Below are 17,573 nucleotides of genomic sequence, written 5' to 3'. Positions count from 1 at the left end.
GCAGCTCCCACAGGGGTCGATATCTGAATTTGAGAGAACCACCATGAACATCGTCCCTTTAAGCTCGGCCCTCGGCGCGCAGATCAGCGGCGTCGACGTGAGCCAGCCATTGACCGTGGAACAACGCGACGCCATTGAACAAGCGCTGCTCAAATACCAGGTGCTGTTCTTCCGCAACCAGCCTGTCGAACCGTCGCAGCAAGCGCGTTTTGCCGCGTATTTCGGTGACCTGCACATTCACCCGATCTACCCGAACGTACCGGAACAGCCGCAAGTGTTGATCCTCGACACCGCCGTCACAGACGTGCGCGACAACGCGATCTGGCACACCGACGTCACGTTCCTGCCGACCCCGGCGATGGGCGCCGTACTGAGCGCCAAGTTGCTGCCCGAATTCGGTGGCGACACCTTGTGGGCCAGCGGGATTGCTGCGTATGAAGCGCTGACGGCGCCAATGAAAAACCTGCTTGAAGGACTGACCGCGACCCACGATTTCACCCGTTCGTTTCCACTGGAACGCTACGGCAACACGCCAGAGGCAATGGCGCAGTGGGAAGAAGCGCGGCGCAAACATCCGCCGCTGTCGCACCCGGTGATCCGCACGCATCCGGTCAGCGGGCGGCGTTCGTTGTTCGTCAACGAAGGCTTCACCTCAAAAATCAATGAGCTGTCGGACACCGAAAGCGAAGCGATTTTGAAGTTTCTGTTCGCTCACGCCACCCGGCCGGAATTCACCATTCGCTGGCGCTGGCAGAAAGACGACATTGCGTTCTGGGATAACCGCGTGACGCAACATTACGCCGTGGATGATTATCGTCCGGCGCGACGGGTGATGCAGCGGGCGACAGTGTTGGGGGATGTGCCGTTTTTCCGTTGAGCGTAATCTGCATGACCATCCATCAGCTTGGCTGTATAAAAAACCAGTCAGCGCTTCCATAACGAATAAAAATGAAGTAAAAATCCGCTTACCGATTAGTGAGTGGTGAAACGCATGGTCACAAAAGAAGAAATTCAAGATTTCATTCGTTCGCAAGTTGACAGAGAATTCTTCGATGAGCTTGGGGTGTTGATTCCGCAAACATTCCAAAAAGCCGCTAAGGAAGTCAAAGACCTCTTGATTCACACGCCTCCGGAAGACTTGCGTGGGCATTTGCGTCATTCACTTGTTCAAGAAGCTTTAGCAGGGATGAGACGTTGGAACCCAATCATCAAAGCCACAGATCCTAAAGGACATAACTATGTCCTCTTGGAGCTGGGAAAAATGCGCGTCACGGCGGTTGTATTGCCTTGGCAGAAAGAAATTCGAACTGCCAAACACCGAGCCGAACTCAAAACGCTGAATGAATCGCTATCATCCATCCAATTAGATTGGATTGACGGCTTGAAGCACACTGTGACCGAACAACTGATCCATGCTCTTGTCGTAGTCCATGCACCACCTCCACGTTTCGCGGATCAATCAGAGCCTGTCGCGATCATGATGGCGGTTCCGTATTTCAACGGGAAAGGGTTTCACATGGATTGCACCTTTGAAGAATTGCTCCAGAGCTATTCTGATAATCAGGCAACTGATCCGAAACCGATTGAATTGGTGAAATTGCGAGATAAGATGCGCCGCGCCGAAATAGTCGAAGATCAAATTGATGATGAGCAGAAAACCAAGAGGTGAACCATGAGAACTGGAGTCGCGGGTTTTCAGCCCGAACGCCTCAAACAGTTACGGCTCACGTTTGGCATTACCCAGACAGCACTGGCCGAGATGGTGGGGCGCGCCTCTGGAAACATCTCTAAATGGGAGAACGGGGTTCAGGTTCCTGAGGCCGATGCTTTCCAACGACTATGTGAGGTCTTCGGCGTCAGTGAAAACTGGCTGCTCGAAGAGCAAATCTTAACGAATGAAAATACCCCATTCTTCTTTCGTTCTCAGGTCAGCGCTACGGCTAACGCTAGGGAAATAGCGGAAGTACGGTTGGAGTGGCTTCAAGACATCTCATATAAACTTCAGGAAAGCCTTGAGTTCGTCGCGGTCAACGTTCCTCATTTGGACGAAAGCAACTGCTTGGTGATTTCGGATGAAGAAATCGAACGGATGGCCGCCGAATGTCGGCAGGCTTGGGGGCTCGGGACGGCACCCATTCCCAATGTCGTTCAATCACTCGAAAGCGCAGGTATCGTCTGCACTCGAACCACTCTGGGCCATCTGAAAATGGATGGTGTTTCAAACTGGCATGAATTGGATCAACGTCCTTACGTGCTCCTTGTAGCAGATAAGGCAAACGGGATACGAAACCGATTCGATGCGGCTCATGAACTGGGACATATCGTTCTTCATCGACATGTTTCCAAGGAGCAATACGAATCAAATTACGATCTGCTTGAGTCACAAGCACATCGATTCGCCAGTGCATTTCTGATGCCAGCAGAGAGTTTCCTGAGAGAAATTCGATGGCCGACTCTGGATACTTTGCTCGCGCTGAAACCACGCTGGAAAGTCTCAGTAGCCGCGATGGTTCGTAGATGCAAGGATCTAGAAATAATCAACGAAACCACTACAACGAGATTGTGGAAGGCTAGGTCAGCAAGAGGTTGGGTCAAAGGTGAGCCGATGGACGCCGACTTTGATTTTGAAAGACCCCAGCTCATTGCGCGAGGCGTAAAAATGCTTGTGGAACATAAAGTTCTTTCTCGATCTCAACTCAGGCAGCTACTTGGACTGCCACTGCCGACGCTTGAAAGCCTGTGCTGCTTGGATAAAGGTTATTTCACCCTGCCAGATCAGTCACAGGTGATCGACATCCAACTGAGAAAAAGGACCGCAAGGGATACTTTTTTCAGCGAGGCCGCAGAGGTGCTTGGTTTCCCAAGCAAAAAATAAGCTACAAATAAGCCACGGCGGAACCTCACTCCCAGAGGTTTCGCCGTAATGAAATTGTGTACCTTCGAGAGTCTTACTCAGCCGTCGAAGGTTTCTCCCAAAGATTGATCCCACCTTCTTGGGCGAACCGGTCAATCTCCGCCAATTCTTCGGCGCTGAAACTCAAATTCTTTAATGCCCCGACGTTCTCGATAATCTGCTCCGGCCGGCTCGCGCCGATCAGCGCCGAGGTCACCCGTGGATCGCGTAACGTCCATGCGAGCGCCAGTTGCGCCAGACTCTGACCTCGACGCTTGGCAATCTCGTTGAGGGCGCGCACATGGTTGATGTTGTCTTCGGACAAGTGCGATGCCTGTAGTGAACCACCGCCCGGACGATTGACGCGAGCATCCGCCGGCACGCCGTTCAGATACTTGTCGGTCAACAGGCCTTGCGCCAATGGCGTGAAGGCGATGACGCCCGTGCCGAGTTCGTCGGTGGTGTCGAGCAGGTCTTTTTCCACCCAACGGTTGAGCAGGTTGTACGCCGGTTGATGAATCAGCAGCGGCACTTTCCATTCTTTGAGCAGGGCCGCCATCTCACGGGTTTTCACGCCCGAGTACGACGAGATGCCGATGTACAACGCCTTGCCCTGCTGAACGGCTGTGGCCAACGCGCTGGCGGTTTCTTCCAGCGGGGTGTCCGGGTCGAAGCGGTGTGAATAGAAGATGTCCACGTAGTCCAGACCGAGGCGATGCAGGCTCTGGTCGAGGCTGGCCAGCACGTATTTACGCGAGCCGCCGCCCTGGCCGTAAGGGCCGGGCCACATGTCCCAACCGGCCTTGCTGGAGATGATCAATTCGTCGCGGTACTGCTTGAAGTCTTCGCGCAGCAGACGACCGAAATTGACCTCGGCGCTGCCGTAGGGCGGACCGTAGTTGTTGGCCAGGTCAAAGTGGTTGATGCCCAGGTCGAAAGCGGTGCGCAGCAAGGCGCGTTGGGTATCGATCGGCGTGCTGTCGCCGAAGTTGTGCCACAGGCCCAGGGACAATGCCGGCAGCACCAGACCGCTGCGTCCGACGCGGCGGTAAGGAATGGAGTCGTAGCGGTTTTCGGCAGCGGTGTAAGTCATCGAGTCCTCTCTTATCGGTTTTGAACGGGTATCGACTGCTTTGCAAGTCGCCCAGCATACGCCCGCCAGAACGCCGGTAAACCTCGGACTCGATTAATGGCTGAAACGTTTCACAGATTTCGGTTCGCACGGCTACACCGACGACTCACGCAACGCTGGTTCTAATTCCACGGTGGTTCGAGTTGACTATGCTCATACGAGACGCCGGATATTCATCAGGTCCAATCCACCATGCACACCACCATCATCACCACCTTTGGCCTGATCCTTCTCGCGTTGATGCTCTACATCGGCGAGCGGATCGGTTTCAGTCGTCAGGCCATGGGCTATGGCTTCGTGGGGTTGTGGCTGGCGCTCACGCTGATTAACGGCGCGGTGGGCATCGTGCATGCGGGCCAGTCATGGGGCAGGGAGATTGCGGTGGGCAGCGTCGTGTTCGGTGTACCGGTCGCTGCGCTAGTGTTGTTCATGGTGCTGAGCGCCGAGTCGTGACACACGGCGCTCAGCTTGCGATCAACGCACCAGATGCAGGAACTGCATGTGCCGTTCGTACTGGTCGAGGATGTCGTTGATGATCTGTTCCTTGGTGTAGCCCACCAAGTCGTAGTCCTGACTGCCCTCGCTCAGATGCACTTCGGCGCGGTAGTAGCGGCGGTTGTTGAGTTGTTTGGAACCCATGCCGCCGCGCGCAAATGACGGCGTGAAGTAGCCGCGCATCTGCACCTGATAGATGAACGGATGCAGCTCGCCGTGGCCGATTTCCAGACTGACGCTGTCGTGCGCCGGATCCGGTTGCGCGACCACGTTCAAGCCTTTCTCGACGAACACGGCCGTCACTTCTTCGATGGCCGGACGCACGGTGGAGTCCATGAAGCGGTACACCTCGTCCCGCGACGGAAAGTGCACGGCCTGGCTCAGGCGCTGGCGCCAGCCGCCCTTGCCGCGTCGCGATCCAGACACCGGCGCCAGCGAATGCAACTGCGCAATCTGCTTCTGCGACTCCAGATAGAACGCCTTGTGCAGCCCCCACATCATCAGCAAAAGAATCAACGAGAACGGCAGCGAAGTCAGCACCACCGCCGACTTCAGCGCATCGATGCTGCCGGAGAACAGCAGCGCACTCGTGACCAGCGCGGTCATCGCACCCCAGAACACCCGCAGCCATTTCGGCCCGTCTTCGTCCGGGTTGCCGCCCCTCGCCGACAGGGTAGAGAGCACCACGGTGCCGGAGTCAGCCGAGGTGACGAAGAACACGAAGCTGATGAACACCGTCACCGCGATGACGGTTTTGCTCCACGGGTAGGTTTCCAGCAGCAGGTAAAGGCTCATCGACGGGTTGTCGAGGGCCGACATGCCTAGCGCCGACATGCCGTGGTTGAGCACTTGGTCGATGGCACTGTTACCGAAAATCGACATCCACGCCAAGGTGAAACCGAGCGGAATCAGCAACACGCCAAAGACAAATTCACGGATGGTGCGGCCACGGGAAATCCGTGCAATGAACAGGCCCACGAACGGCGACCATGCGATCCACCAGGCCCAGTAAAACACCGTCCAGCCGCCGAGCCAGTCGCTCGGTTTGTCGTAGGCGTAGAGGTCGAAACTCTTCATCGGCAAAGCGCCGAGGTAGTCGCCGATGTTCTGCACCAGGGTGTTGAGCAAGTGCTGCGTGGGGCCGGCAAACAACACGAACAACAGCAACGCACAGGCCAGCAGCATGTTGATGTCGGACATGACCCGCACGCCTTTATCGACGCCGGACACCGCGACAATGATCGCCGCGCCCATCATCAGCGTGATCAGGCCGACTTGAATCCACTGGGTGTGCGCAATGCCGAACAGATAGTCGAGACCGGAGTTGAGGTGCAGCACACCAAAACCCATGTCCGCGCCAAGACCGAAGACCGTGGCGATGATGCCGAAGCCGTCCACCGCGTAGCCGATGGGGCCGTTGATGCGTTTGCCGATCAGCGGATACAGCGCCGAACGCAGGGCCAGTGGCAGGTTATGCCGATAGGCAAAGTAGGCGAGTGCCATGCCGACGAAGGCGAACACACCCCAGCCGTGCAGGCCCCAATGCAAGAACAACACCTGCATGGCCTGACGCGCCGCCTCTGCTGTACCGGCCTCGCCTTGGGGCGGCTGGAGCATGTGGGTCAGCGGTTCGGAGACGCAGAAGAAAAACAGCGTGATGCTGATCCCGGCGGCGAACAGCATGCCGGCCCAGGACAGGTAACTGAATTCGGGTTCGTCGTGATCGGCACCGAGTTTGATCTTGCCATAGCCCGACAACGCGGTGACCACAACGAAGATCAGGTACAGGGTCATCGCCAGCATGTAATACCAGCCGACCGTATTGGCCGCCCAGTTTTGCGCCTCAAGAAGCCAGGCACCGGCCTGTTCCGGCATGGCGATGACAACGAGACCAAACAACAGAATCACCGTCGCGGCGAAGTAAAACACCGGGGGATTCATGCGCACCAGACCGCTGGCGGGGGTGGACGATGCACTCATGAACGGTGCACCTCAAGGGATTGGAAAATGGCTGAAATGATCGGACTCAGCAAAGGCAAGCCTCCTGTTGTGAGCGGGCGGCGAACCACCGGTTTAACTTGATTGAACGTTCAATTTAAACACGGTTGGGCGGCGAAGGACTAATCGCAGGGCTGGGCGGTACTTTTCCTACACCGGTTAAGGCAGGAGATGCGGGGGGGGGGGAATACTCGTTCCCACGCTCTGCGTGGGAACGAGCACGAAGGGAGTTAGCCGCGTTATTTCTGCGTACCGTCATCATGTTGCAGATTCGCCTGGGTGAGGTTGCACCCCGCTGGCACGCTGCGCGTCAGCCACACATTGCCGCCAATGGTCGAACCCTTGCCAATGGTGATCCGTCCCAAAATCGTCGCCCCGGCATAAATCACCACGTCATCCTCGACAATCGGATGACGCGGATGGCCCTTCTGCAACTGTCCGTCTTCATCCGCCGGAAAGCGTTTCGCACCCAACGTCACTGCCTGATAGATCCGCACCCGCTCACCGATGATTGCGGTCTCGCCAATCACCACGCCCGTGCCATGGTCGATGAAGAAACTGCGGCCAATCTGCGCGCCGGGATGGATGTCGATACCGGTGGCCGAGTGGGCAATTTCAGCACTGATCCGCGCCAGCAATGGCAAGCCCGCACGATACAAATGGTGGGCCAGACGATGATGAATCACCGCCAGAATCCCCGGGTAGCACAACAGCACTTCATCGACACTGCGCGCCGCCGGATCGCCGTGGTAAGCGGCCAGGACATCGGTGTCGAGCAACGTGCGCAGCCCCGGCAACGCCAGGGCAAAATTCTGGATGATGCGGATCGCGTGGGCTTCAACGGCGCTGTCGTCCTGCGCACTGTGGCGGGCGACATAACGCAGCTCAAGTCGCGCCTGGCCGAGCAAGGTATTGAGGGCGACATCGAGGGTGTGGCCGACGTAGAAATCTTCGCTTTCCTCACGCAAATCCACCGGTCCCAGGCGCATCGGAAACAGCGCCCCGCACAAGGCTTCGAGAATTTCTGCCATCGCCGCGCGGGACGGCAATTCGCGTCCGCCCTGCTCAGCCGCGACGCGGCCGTTCTGTGCGCGCCATTCATCCCGCGCGCTGCGCAGTTGGCTGACGATGGTCTGTAATTGCCAGTGGCTGGAACGCTCGCTCACGGTGAAAACTCCTCACGGGCGGCCGGACTGTCTGGCCGCGTCTGCGTTTACTCTACGACATGCCTGCCGAGGCCTATCAAGAACCGATAGTGCTGGAATCAGCACTTTTAGCTATAAGGCGATTGATGGTTGCCGGTGCAAATCGGCGTGCCTATAGTCCGGACATCCTCCTTCTCCAGAACGGAATCATGATCAAACAACAGCTCGACCGCTTTGAACGCCTTGAATTGCTCGGCCAACCTACCGCCCTGGAAAAACTCGAACGCCTGTCCACCTGGCTCGGCCGCGATCTCTACATCAAGCGCGATGACCTGACGCCGCTGGCCATGGGCGGCAACAAACTGCGCAAGCTCGAATACCTCGCTGCCGACGCTATCGCGCAAGGCGCCGACACACTGATCACCGCTGGCGCCCTGCAGTCGAACCACGTGCGCCAGACCGCCGCACTGGCCGCCAGACTCGGCCTCGGTTGCGTCGCCCTGCTGGAAAATCCACTGGGCACCGACGACGCTGACTACACCGGTAATGGCAATCGCCTTCTCCTGAACCTGTTCGATACCCAGGTGGAACGGGTCGACAACCTCGATAACGCCGACGAACAACTGGCCGCGCTCGCCGTGCGCCTGCGCAGCAATGGCAAAAAACCGTATCTGGTACCGATTGGCGGCTCCAACGCCCTCGGTGCCTTGGGTTACGTGCGCGCCGGCCTGGAGCTGGCCGAGCAGATCAAAGACACTGGCCTGACCTTCGCCGCCGTGGTGCTCGCTTCGGGCAGCGCCGGCACCCACAGCGGATTGGCGCTGGCCTTGAGCGAAGTGTTGCCGCAACTGCCGGTGATCGGCGTGACGGTTTCGCGTAGCGAAGAAGACCAGCGGCCGAAAGTGCAGGGCCTTGCCGAGCGCACGGCCGATTTGCTCGGCATCCCGTTGCCGGCGGATTTCAAAGTCGAGCTGTGGGACGAATATTTTGGCCCGCGTTACGGCGAACCCAATGCCGGAACGCTGGCGGCGGTGAAGCTGTTGGCCAGTCAGGAAGGCGTATTGCTTGATCCGGTGTACACCGGCAAGGCCATGGCCGGGCTGCTCGACGGCATTGGACGCCAGCGTTTCAATGACGGGCCGATTGTGTTTTTGCATACCGGTGGGGCGCCGGCGTTATTTGCCTACAAGGATTTTCTGTAACCGTATCTGATCGTTCCCACGTGGAGCGTGGGAACGATCAGATAGCCAAAAAGAATAACAAGGCTGTTATTTATTATTTTCAAATCTAAAAAACCCGTCATATAGTCTCGCCGCAGGCGAATTTGCGGGCAGACGCATACGCTGCTTTTCAGGCAGGATAGCGCTGTCGTTCAAATCCCGAATTCGCCAACCTTTCCTTTAGCGTCTTCCATAAGAAAACACAGGGGCTTGTCATGATTCTTTCCGCACTACGTCGAAATCTGCTGGTGGGTTCGCTGGGCCTGGCCTTGAGCGCTGGCCTCATCGGGCAGGCGGTTGCCGGTGAACAACTGCAGCAGATCAAGGACAAAGGCGTTATCAACGTCGGCCTGGAAGGCACTTATCCACCGTTCAGCTTCGTCGATGTAGACGGCAAACTGACCGGTTTCGAAGTCGAGTTTTCCGAAGCCCTGGCCAAAGAACTAGGCGTGAAGGTCAAGCTGCAACCGACGCCATGGGCCGGCATCCTCGCCGCACTGGAGTCCAAGCGTCTGGACGCGGTTATCAACCAGGTGACCATCTCCGACGAGCGCAAGAAGAAGTATGACTTCTCCACGCCGTACACCGTTTCCGGGATTCAGGCGCTGGTACTGAGCAAAAAAGCCGCCGAGCTGAACATCAAGTCCGCTGCCGATCTGGCCGGCAAGAAGGTCGGCGTGGGCCTGGGCACCAACTACGAAGAGTGGGTGCGCGCCAATGTGCCGAAAGCTGACGTGAAGACCTACGACGATGATCCGACCAAGTTTCAGGATCTGCGAGTCGGCCGCATCGACGCCATCCTGATCGACCGTCTCGCCGCCCTCGAATACGCGCAAAAAGCCAAGGACACCACCGCTGCCGGCGAAGCGTTCTCCCGTCAGGAAGCCGGTATTGCCCTGCGTAAAGGCGAGCCTGAGTTGCTGGCAGCCGTGAACAAGGCGATCGACAAGCTGCGCGCCGATGGCACCTTGAAGAAGCTGTCCGAGAAATACTTCAACGCTGACGTCACTCAATAATGGAAGAGGCTTTCAAACTCGCTCTGGATTCCGCGCCCTTCCTGTTGAAGGGCGCGTATTACACGGTGATTCTCAGCCTGGGCGGCATGTTCTTCGGCTTGGTGCTGGGCTTCGGCCTGGCACTGATGCGCCTGTCGCGCTTCAAACTGGTGAGCTGGCTCGCGCGCATCTACGTGTCGTTCTTTCGCGGCACGCCGTTGCTGGTGCAGTTGTTCGTGATCTATTACGGCTTGCCGCAATTGGGCGTGGAACTCGATCCGCTGCCGGCCGCCCTGATCGGCTTCTCGCTGAACATGGCTGCGTACGCCTGTGAAATTCTGCGGGCCGCGATCGGTTCCATCGAGCGTGGTCAGTGGGAAGCCGCCGCGAGCATCGGCATGACCCGCGCGCAAACCCTGCGCCGGGCGATCCTGCCGCAAGCGATGCGCACGGCATTGCCGCCGCTGGGCAACAGCTTCATTTCGCTGGTCAAGGACACGGCGCTGGCCGCCACCATTCAGGTGCCCGAACTGTTCCGTCAGGCGCAGTTGATCACCGCCCGCACCTTCGAAATCTTCACCATGTATCTTGCCGCCGCGCTGATCTACTGGGTTCTCGCCACGGTGCTGTCGCACCTGCAGAACAAGTTGGAAGAGCGGGTCAATCGGCACGACCAGGAGTCCTGACCCGATGATTGTCGTGGAAAAACTGACCAAGCAGTTCAAGGGTCAAGTGGTGCTCAACGGCATCGATCTTGAGGTCAAGGAAGGCGAGGTCGTGGCGATCATCGGCCCCAGCGGTTCGGGCAAGACCACGTTCCTGCGCTGCCTGAATTTCCTTGAGCAACCCACCAGCGGCCGGATCAAGGTCGGCGACATCGAAATCGATACCAGCCGCCCGTTGAGCCAGCAGCAAAACCTGGTGCGCAACCTGCGCCAGCACGTGGGCTTCGTGTTCCAGAACTTCAACCTGTTCCCCCATCGCACCGCCCTGGACAACGTCATCGAAGGCCCGATCGTGGTCAAGAAGACGCCCCGTGCGGAGGCTGTGGCCCTGGGCATGAAGCTGCTCGCCAAGGTCGGTCTGGCGGGCAAGGAAAACGCTTACCCGCGTCGTCTCTCCGGCGGTCAGCAACAGCGCGTGGCGATTGCCCGGGCGCTGGCGATGGAGCCGGAAGTGATCCTGTTCGACGAGCCAACTTCGGCGCTCGATCCGGAACTGGTTGGCGAAGTGTTGTCGACCATCCGTGGCCTGGCCGAAGAAAACCGCACCATGGTCATCGTCACCCATGAGATGGCGTTCGCTCGGGATGTGGCCAACCGCGTGGTATTTTTCGACAAGGGCGTGATCGTCGAACAAGGTGAAGCGAAGGCACTGTTTGCCAACCCGAAAGAAGAACGGACAAAACAGTTTCTCAGCAAGTTTCTGAATCACGCCTGAGATTAAAAGTTTGTTCATATCGATTACTTCCAAGGATGGAAGTTGTCTTCGCCTCCTGACTCCTCCTGCCAGCATAAATAATTAAATGATATTCCGTGCGGCACATATATATGTCCCGCAACAGACTCGCCCGGCCTGAATTTCATCCCCGCCAAACGTTAAAGCTTGCGCGCAGACACGCACTGCGATTGCCGGAAACGCTGTAATTATGTAGCCCACCTCACCAATACACGACGGCCATTTACCTCCGCACTGTAGGAACATTCTGATTAATGCCGGTTTAGCCGAGCAACTAAGAAAGTCTATTGACTCTACCTCCAATGGACTTTTATCTAACGGCCAACGAAGCGTCTTCCAACCAAACAATCATTAATAGAGCCGACCAGTTGCGACGGTTTGTATTGCCTGGGGATTCACACACTTTGTTCTTTCAGAAACGGACTTCGCTGCAACGCTTCAAGGAGAGAAACCCATGACCCGTACTTCGCATACCCTGGATTTGGCGCCGCCGGTTTTAGCGCAATCCTTCAAGGGCGCTATCAACCTCGCGGCGGCCGCGCACGTGCTGGTCGACGTGGCGCCTTTTTCCGGCATGGACGCTGGCGATCTGATCGAACTGTACTGGGACGACTGCTACGTCGCCTCGCATGTGCTGACAACCGAAGAGGTCGGCGTGGCGGTCAGTCTGCGGGTGCCGGAAAGTTTTATCGTCAGCGGTTCGAGCACCTTCCACTACCGGCTCATGCAGGTCGGACAGGCGCCGGCGGTGTCAGCGACGACTCGCGTGGAGGTCAAACTGGACTGTCCCGGCGGCCAGCCATCGACCCTCGGCGACGATGAAAACCAGCAACTGGCGCCAGTGAGCCTGCCTGACACCATTCGCCGCAAAGGCGTGAATCCAGGCCAGATCCGCCGTGGTTTGCCCTTGAGCATCGAGCCGTATCCGAACATGGCCGAGGACGACGAAATCACCCTGCGCTGGGGCGATGTGCGCATGGATTTGCCGCGCTTGACCGCCGACGATATCGGGCGGCGGATTCAGGTCTGGGTGCCGTCGTCGGTCATTGTCGAGGCTGGCGAAGATTTGCGACTGGACGTGAGTTATTGCGTGATCGACCGGGTGGGCAACAACTCGCGCTGGGCACCGCCGCGCACGCTGAAGATTGGTTGTGCGAATGCTTTTTTGACCGTGCCGCTCAAGTGAAAAGATCGCGGCCTTCGGCAGCTCCTTCAGAGACGCACATTTTGTGTAGGCGCTGCCGCAGGCTGCGATCTTTTGGTTTCTGACCTTCTATGCATATTCCTAAAAGTTAGTTCATTTAATTTTTATACACGCTTAGGGTATATAAACCGGACCACCGGACATTCTTTCTTTCGTCGCGCTTCGCGGCGTTTTTCATGAAATGTGAGGTAGGTATGGTCCGGAACACAATCACCCCAGTGCAGATCGCCAGGGCATTGCGTGCAGCCAAGGAGTGGCGCTGATGTCCAGTCTGGCAGACGCAAACGTTCAGAGTGATCTGGACATCGCCCCGCTGTTGTTGCCCGCGCAGGTGTTGCGCAACGACGCGCAAGCCATCAAGGCTGCCCGTGATCTGGCGCGAGTCGCCCGCGTGCAGGCCGCCAAACGCGACCGCCAGCGCAAGCTGCCATGGTCGGAAATCGAGCAGTTCACCCGCAGCGGTCTGGGCAGCATTGCCATCCCTCGCGAGTACGGTGGGCCGCAGGTGTCCTTCGTCACGTTGGCCGAGGTGTTCGCGATCATTTCTGCTGCTGACCCGGCGCTGGGGCAGATTCCGCAAAACCAGTTCGGCATCCTCAATCTGGTGCTCGGCAGCGCCACCGAAGAGCAGAAAAAACAGCTGTTCCAGAGCGTGCTCGAAGGTTGGCGCATCGGTAACGCCGGCCCGGAACGTGGCACCAAAGACACCCTCGAACTGAAGGCGCGAATCACTGCCGACGGCGATGATTTCGTCATCAACGGCCAGAAGTTCTATTCCACCGGCGCCCTCTTCGCCCATTGGGTCGCGGTCAAGGCGTTGAACGATGACGGCAAGCAAGTGCTGGCCTTCGTCCGTCGCGGTACGCCGGGTTTGCGCATCGTCGATGACTGGTCGGGTTTCGGCCAGCGCACCACCGCCAGCGGCACGATTTTGCTGAACAACGTGCGCGTTGAAGCCGGCCTGGTCGTCGACCACTGGAAGATCAACAAAACCCCGAACACCCAAGGCGCGGTCTCGCAGCTAATCCAGGCCGCCATCGACGCCGGCATCGCCCGTGGCGCCATTGATGACGCCATCGATTTCGTCAAAACCCGTGCGCGGCCGTGGATTGATGCCAAGGTTGATCGCGCCAGCGATGACCTCTACGTGATCGCCGACATCGGCAGGTTGAAAATCGAACTGCACGCCGCCGAAGCGTTGTTGCGCAAGGCCGGGAAAGTGCTCGACGAGGTTCACGCCGCGCCACTCACCGCCGAGTCCGCCGCCCTCGCCTCGATTGCCGTGGCCGAAGCCAAAGTGCTGACCACCGAGATCTCGTTATTGGCGAGCGAGAAACTCTTCGAGTTGGCCGGCAGCCGCGCCACCCTCGCCGAGTTCAACCTCGACCGCCACTGGCGCAACGCCCGGGTGCACACCCTGCACGACCCGGTGCGCTGGAAATATCACGCGGTCGGCGCTTATCGCCTCAACGGCAAGCTGCCGGCTCGTCATTCCTGGATTTGAAAACCGCACCCTTTTCCAAGAGCGGTGGAGAAACACATGACAATTTCTCAACACGTCGCGGTCATCACCAGCGACGAGCAAGCCCTGATCGTCGCCAGCGACCTGGCCGAAGATTTCAAACGCGACAGCAACCTGCGCGACCGCGAACGCCGCCTGCCACTGCCGGAACTGGATGTGTTTTCCCGCTCAGGTCTGTGGGGTATCAGCGTGCCGAAGGAGTACGGCGGCGCCGGCGTGTCCAACGTCACTCTCGCCAAAGTCATCGCGCTGATCGCCCAGGCTGACGGCTCCCTCGGACAGATTCCGCAAAACCATTTCTACGCCCTCGAAGTGCTGCGCGTAAACGGCAGCCATGCGCAGAAACAACGGCTGTACGCCGAGGTTCTCGCCGGCCAGCGCTTCGGCAATGCCCTGGCGGAACTGGGCACCAAAACCGCTCACGACCGCGTCACCCGCCTTACGCGTGACGGCGACGGCGACGGCTATCGCATCAACGGTCGCAAGTTTTACGCCACCGGCGCGATTTACGCCCAGCGCATTCCCACGTCAGTGGTCGATGAACACGGCATACAACAACTCGCTTTCGTCCCACGCGACAGCCAGGGCCTGACCGTGATCGACGACTGGAGCGGCTTCGGCCAACGCACCACCGGCAGCGGCTCCGTAGTATTCGGAGACGTGTTCGTGGCCGCTGAAGACGTGATCCCGTTCCAGAGCGCTTTCGAGCGTCCAACCACCGTCGGCCCGCTGGCGCAAATTCTTCACGCCGCCATCGACACCGGCATCGCCCGCGCCGCTTACGAAGACGCCCTGCATTTCGTGCGCAGCAAAACCCGGCCGTGGATCGATTCGGGCAACGACAAAGCCACCGAAGATCCGCTGACGCTGAAGAGCTTCGGCCACTTGAGCATTCGCCTGCACGCCACCGAAGCACTGCTCGAACGCGCCGGGGAATTCCTCGACGCCGCCCAGGCCGAAACCAACACTGAAACCGTCGCGGCAGCGTCCATTGCCGTCGCCGAAGCACGGGCCATCAGTACCGAAATTTCTCTCGCCGCCGGTAGCACGCTGTTCGAACTGGCGGGCAGTCAGGCGACGTTGATCGAGCACGGTCTCGACCGCCATTGGCGCAACGCCCGAGTGCACACGTTGCACGACCCGGTGCGCTGGAAATATCACGCGGTGGGCAATTACTACCTCAACGATGAAAATCCTCCGCTGCGGGGGACGATCTGATGAGCGCTGCGAAAAAGAAGATCCTGCTCAACGCGTTCAACATGAACTGCATTGGCCACATCAACCATGGCCTGTGGACGCACCCGCGTGACACCTCGACCCGTTACAACACCCTCGAATACTGGACAGAGCTGGCGCAGTTGCTGGAGCGCGGGCTGTTCGACGGCTTGTTCATCGCCGACATTGTCGGTGTGTACGACGTCTACCAAAACTCCGTCGACGTACCGCTGAAAGAATCGATCCAGTTGCCGGTCAACGATCCGCTGCTGCTGGTTTCGGCCATGGCTGCCGTGACGAAAAACCTCGGTTTCGGGCTCACCGCCAACCTCACCTACGAGCCGCCGTATCTGTTCGCCCGGCGCCTGTCGACACTCGATCACCTGAGTGCCGGCCGCGTCGGCTGGAACATCGTCACCGGCTATCTGGACAGTGCCGCCAAGGCGATGGGGCTGAGTGAACAGGTCGAACATGACCGGCGTTACGACCAGGCCGACGAGTACCTGGAGGTGCTCTACAAACTCTGGGAAGGCAGTTGGGAAAACGGCGCGGTGCTCAACGATCCGCAGCAACGGATCTACGCGCAACCGGACAAGGTGCACAAGGTCGAGCACACCGGCGAGTTCTATCAGGTCGAGGGTTATCACCTCTGCGAACCTTCGCCGCAGCGCACGCCGGTGTTGTTCCAGGCCGGCACGTCGGATCGCGGTTTGCTGTTCGCCGGACGCCATGCCGAGTGCGTGTTCATCAGCGGCCAGAACAAGGCGTCGACCAGGGGTCAGGTCGAAAAAGTGCGCGCCAGCGCCGTCGCCGCTGGGCGTAATCCCGAGGACGTCAAGCTGTTCATGGGGCTTAACGTGATCGTCGGCGCAACCGAGGAAGCGGCGTGGGCCAAGCACGCCGAGTACCTGAGCTACGCCAGCGCCGAGGCCGGTGTGGCGCATTTTTCGGCGTCCACCGGTATCGACTTTTCCGAGTACGAGATCGACGAACCGATTCAGTACGTGAAGAGCAACGCCATTCAATCGGCGACGAAACACCTGCAAAACAATGACTGGACACGCCGTAAATTGCTCGAACAACACGCCCTCGGCGGCCGCTATATCACCGTGGTCGGCTCGCCCGAACAAGTGGCGGATGAACTGGAATCGTGGATTGCCGAAACCGGTCTCGACGGTTTCAACCTGACGCGCATCGTGACGCCGGAAAGCTATGTCGATTTCATTGAGCTGGTGATTCCGGAGTTGCAGCGGCGCGGGTCATACAAGACCGCGTACGACAGCGGCAGCTTGCGCGAGAAGCTGTTTCACGGTGAGGCGCAGTTGCCCGTGCAACACACGGGTTCCGCGTTTCGCCGCTAAAAGCATCGCTGGCAAGCCAGCTCCCACAAGGGTCTGTGGCGTTCGCAAAACCTGTGGGAGCTGGCTTGCCAGCGATGAGACCGCAACAGACTCCACACATTTATGCACTGACTGGAAAACTCATCATGACCAAGAAATTCCTGTCCCACCCAGTCAAAGCACTGGCCCTGGCCCTCGGCCTGTTCAGCTCGGCCATTTTCGCTGCCGACGCCCCACTGAAAATCGGCACCACCGCAGCATTCGCCATTCCTCTGGAAGCCGCCGTCGAAGAAGCCGCCAAACAAGGCCTGAAGGTCGAGCTGGTGGAGTTCACCGACTGGATCGCGCCCAACGTCAGCCTTGCTGCCGGCGACATCGACGTGAATTACTTCCAGCACATTCCATTCCTGGAAAACGCCAACGCTGCCGCCGGTTTTGACTTGGTGCCGTTCGCGCCGGGAATCATCAACAACGTCGGCCTCTACTCGAAGAAATACAAAAGCTTCGACGAGTTGCCCGAGGGTGCCAGCGTCGCCATCGCCAATGACCCGATCAACAGCGGTCGCGGCCTGCAACTGCTGGCCAAGGCCGGGCTGATCACCTTGAAACCCGGCATTGGCTACAAAGCCACCGAAGAAGACATCGTCGCCAACCCGAAGAAAATCAAAATCCTTCAGGTCGAAGCCGTGCAACTGGTTCGCGCCTATGACGACGCCGATCTGGTGCAGGGCTACCCGGCCTACATTCGCCTGGCGCAGACCTTCGACGCCGGTTCGGCGCTGCTGTTCGACGGCATCGATCACAAGGAATATGTGATCCAGTTCGTCATCCAGCCGAAGAGCAAAGCCGATCCGCGCCTGATCAAATTCGTCGACATTTACCAGCACTCGCCGGCCGTCCGCGCCGCGCTGGATAAGGCTCACGGCAAGCTGTACCAGCCGGGCTGGGAAAGCTGA

General features: G+C 58.6%; 16 protein-coding genes. 13 read left to right on the top strand and 3 right to left on the bottom strand.

The features are described from left to right. Positions 1-43 precede the first annotated feature (43 nt). The 3 genes from tauD (at position 44) to GIW69_RS07820 (ending at position 2,875) form a co-directional block, all read left to right on the top strand. Complete coding sequence (tauD, locus tag GIW69_RS07830; RefSeq protein WP_236481560.1) at positions 44-877, top strand: taurine dioxygenase; 834 nt, start codon at positions 44-46, stop codon at positions 875-877. A gap of 114 nt (positions 878-991) precedes the next feature. Continuing rightward, positions 992-1,669: a hypothetical protein gene (locus GIW69_RS07825; protein WP_236481559.1), complete on the top strand. Its 678-nt coding sequence runs from the start codon at positions 992-994 to the stop codon at positions 1,667-1,669. Between the two features lie 3 nt (positions 1,670-1,672). Continuing rightward, on the top strand, positions 1,673-2,875 hold the full coding sequence (locus tag GIW69_RS07820; protein ID WP_236481558.1) for an XRE family transcriptional regulator: 1,203 nt from the start codon (positions 1,673-1,675) through the stop codon (positions 2,873-2,875). Positions 2,876-2,948: 73 nt separating this feature from the next. Here the strand turns inward: GIW69_RS07820 and mgrA are convergent, their stop codons facing one another. Beyond that, positions 2,949-3,986, bottom strand: coding sequence for an L-glyceraldehyde 3-phosphate reductase (gene mgrA, locus GIW69_RS07815; RefSeq protein ID WP_236481557.1), 1,038 nt, complete (start codon positions 3,984-3,986; stop codon positions 2,949-2,951). Between the two features lie 231 nt (positions 3,987-4,217). Between mgrA and GIW69_RS07810 the strand changes: the two genes are divergently transcribed. Continuing rightward, the gene (locus GIW69_RS07810; protein WP_236481556.1) at positions 4,218-4,478 is read left to right on the top strand and encodes a hypothetical protein; all 261 of its coding nucleotides are present in this window, start codon (positions 4,218-4,220) and stop codon (positions 4,476-4,478) included. A gap of 21 nt (positions 4,479-4,499) precedes the next feature. Here GIW69_RS07810 and betT read toward each other — a convergent pair whose 3' ends face one another. Continuing rightward, positions 4,500-6,461 (bottom strand): choline transporter BetT, encoded by a 1,962-nt coding sequence (betT, locus tag GIW69_RS07805; RefSeq protein WP_236481664.1) that lies wholly within the window; start codon positions 6,459-6,461, stop codon positions 4,500-4,502. Positions 6,462-6,757: 296 nt separating this feature from the next. Further along, entirely contained in the window at positions 6,758-7,684 is a 927-nt protein-coding gene (epsC, locus tag GIW69_RS07800) for a serine O-acetyltransferase EpsC (protein WP_236481555.1), read from the bottom strand. A 188-nt stretch (positions 7,685-7,872) separates the two neighbouring features. Here epsC and GIW69_RS07795 point away from each other — a divergent pair, with 188 nt between their 5' ends. From GIW69_RS07795 to GIW69_RS07755, 9 genes are all read left to right on the top strand, one after another. Further along, positions 7,873-8,865 carry a D-cysteine desulfhydrase gene (locus tag GIW69_RS07795; protein ID WP_236481554.1) on the top strand — a complete coding sequence of 331 codons (993 nt, stop codon included), beginning with the start codon at positions 7,873-7,875 and terminating at the stop codon, positions 8,863-8,865. A gap of 233 nt (positions 8,866-9,098) precedes the next feature. Then, positions 9,099-9,899 (top strand): cystine ABC transporter substrate-binding protein, encoded by an 801-nt coding sequence (tcyJ, locus tag GIW69_RS07790; protein ID WP_236481553.1) that lies wholly within the window; start codon positions 9,099-9,101, stop codon positions 9,897-9,899. Further along, positions 9,899-10,564, top strand: coding sequence for a cystine ABC transporter permease (tcyL, locus tag GIW69_RS07785; protein ID WP_236481552.1), 666 nt, complete (start codon positions 9,899-9,901; stop codon positions 10,562-10,564). Before tcyJ ends, tcyL begins: the two co-directional genes overlap by 1 nt. 4 nt (positions 10,565-10,568) lie before the next feature. Beyond that, the gene (gene tcyN, locus GIW69_RS07780) at positions 10,569-11,318 is read left to right on the top strand and encodes an L-cystine ABC transporter ATP-binding protein TcyN (protein WP_236481551.1); all 750 of its coding nucleotides are present in this window, start codon (positions 10,569-10,571) and stop codon (positions 11,316-11,318) included. 472 nt (positions 11,319-11,790) lie between these two features. Then, the gene (locus tag GIW69_RS07775) at positions 11,791-12,522 is read left to right on the top strand and encodes a hypothetical protein (protein ID WP_236481550.1); all 732 of its coding nucleotides are present in this window, start codon (positions 11,791-11,793) and stop codon (positions 12,520-12,522) included. Between the two features lie 280 nt (positions 12,523-12,802). Continuing rightward, the gene (locus GIW69_RS07770) at positions 12,803-14,044 is read left to right on the top strand and encodes an SfnB family sulfur acquisition oxidoreductase (RefSeq protein ID WP_236481549.1); all 1,242 of its coding nucleotides are present in this window, start codon (positions 12,803-12,805) and stop codon (positions 14,042-14,044) included. 36 nt (positions 14,045-14,080) lie between these two features. Continuing rightward, positions 14,081-15,280, top strand: coding sequence for an SfnB family sulfur acquisition oxidoreductase (locus GIW69_RS07765; RefSeq protein WP_236481548.1), 1,200 nt, complete (start codon positions 14,081-14,083; stop codon positions 15,278-15,280). Beyond that, the gene (locus GIW69_RS07760; RefSeq protein WP_236481547.1) at positions 15,280-16,638 is read left to right on the top strand and encodes an LLM class flavin-dependent oxidoreductase; all 1,359 of its coding nucleotides are present in this window, start codon (positions 15,280-15,282) and stop codon (positions 16,636-16,638) included. The genes GIW69_RS07765 and GIW69_RS07760 overlap by 1 nt, the downstream gene beginning before the upstream one ends. A 125-nt stretch (positions 16,639-16,763) precedes the next feature. After that, positions 16,764-17,573, top strand: a complete 810-nt coding sequence (locus GIW69_RS07755) for a MetQ/NlpA family ABC transporter substrate-binding protein (protein WP_236481546.1) — start codon at positions 16,764-16,766, stop codon at positions 17,571-17,573.

It is taken from the genome of Pseudomonas syringae (genome assembly GCF_021605415.1).
In the GTDB taxonomy this organism is placed as follows: domain Bacteria; phylum Pseudomonadota; class Gammaproteobacteria; order Pseudomonadales; family Pseudomonadaceae; genus Aquipseudomonas; species Aquipseudomonas syringae_S.
The sequence above is the reverse complement of the archived record's forward strand: the minus strand, read 5'-3'. Positions and strand labels throughout refer to the sequence as shown.

What these genes read in the sequence shown, in the direction of transcription:
- GIW69_RS07810 (WP_236481556.1), top strand. Translation starts at nt 4,218, where the DNA reads ATGCACACCACCATCATCACCACCTTTGGCCTGATCCTTCTCGCGTTG.
- GIW69_RS07820 (WP_236481558.1), top strand. Translation starts at nt 1,673, where the DNA reads ATGAGAACTGGAGTCGCGGGTTTTCAGCCCGAACGCCTCAAACAGTTA.
- GIW69_RS07770 (WP_236481549.1), top strand. Translation starts at nt 12,803, where the DNA reads ATGTCCAGTCTGGCAGACGCAAACGTTCAGAGTGATCTGGACATCGCC.
- GIW69_RS07755 (WP_236481546.1), top strand. Translation starts at nt 16,764, where the DNA reads ATGACCAAGAAATTCCTGTCCCACCCAGTCAAAGCACTGGCCCTGGCC.
- GIW69_RS07760 (WP_236481547.1), top strand. Translation starts at nt 15,280, where the DNA reads ATGAGCGCTGCGAAAAAGAAGATCCTGCTCAACGCGTTCAACATGAAC.
- tcyJ (WP_236481553.1), top strand. Translation starts at nt 9,099, where the DNA reads ATGATTCTTTCCGCACTACGTCGAAATCTGCTGGTGGGTTCGCTGGGC.
- GIW69_RS07825 (WP_236481559.1), top strand. Translation starts at nt 992, where the DNA reads ATGGTCACAAAAGAAGAAATTCAAGATTTCATTCGTTCGCAAGTTGAC.
- GIW69_RS07765 (WP_236481548.1), top strand. Translation starts at nt 14,081, where the DNA reads ATGACAATTTCTCAACACGTCGCGGTCATCACCAGCGACGAGCAAGCC.
- GIW69_RS07775 (WP_236481550.1), top strand. Translation starts at nt 11,791, where the DNA reads ATGACCCGTACTTCGCATACCCTGGATTTGGCGCCGCCGGTTTTAGCG.
- tcyN (WP_236481551.1), top strand. Translation starts at nt 10,569, where the DNA reads ATGATTGTCGTGGAAAAACTGACCAAGCAGTTCAAGGGTCAAGTGGTG.
- betT (WP_236481664.1), bottom strand. Translation starts at nt 6,461, where the DNA reads ATGAATCCCCCGGTGTTTTACTTCGCCGCGACGGTGATTCTGTTGTTT.
- GIW69_RS07795 (WP_236481554.1), top strand. Translation starts at nt 7,873, where the DNA reads ATGATCAAACAACAGCTCGACCGCTTTGAACGCCTTGAATTGCTCGGC.
- tauD (WP_236481560.1), top strand. Translation starts at nt 44, where the DNA reads ATGAACATCGTCCCTTTAAGCTCGGCCCTCGGCGCGCAGATCAGCGGC.
- mgrA (WP_236481557.1), bottom strand. Translation starts at nt 3,986, where the DNA reads ATGACTTACACCGCTGCCGAAAACCGCTACGACTCCATTCCTTACCGC.
- tcyL (WP_236481552.1), top strand. Translation starts at nt 9,899, where the DNA reads ATGGAAGAGGCTTTCAAACTCGCTCTGGATTCCGCGCCCTTCCTGTTG.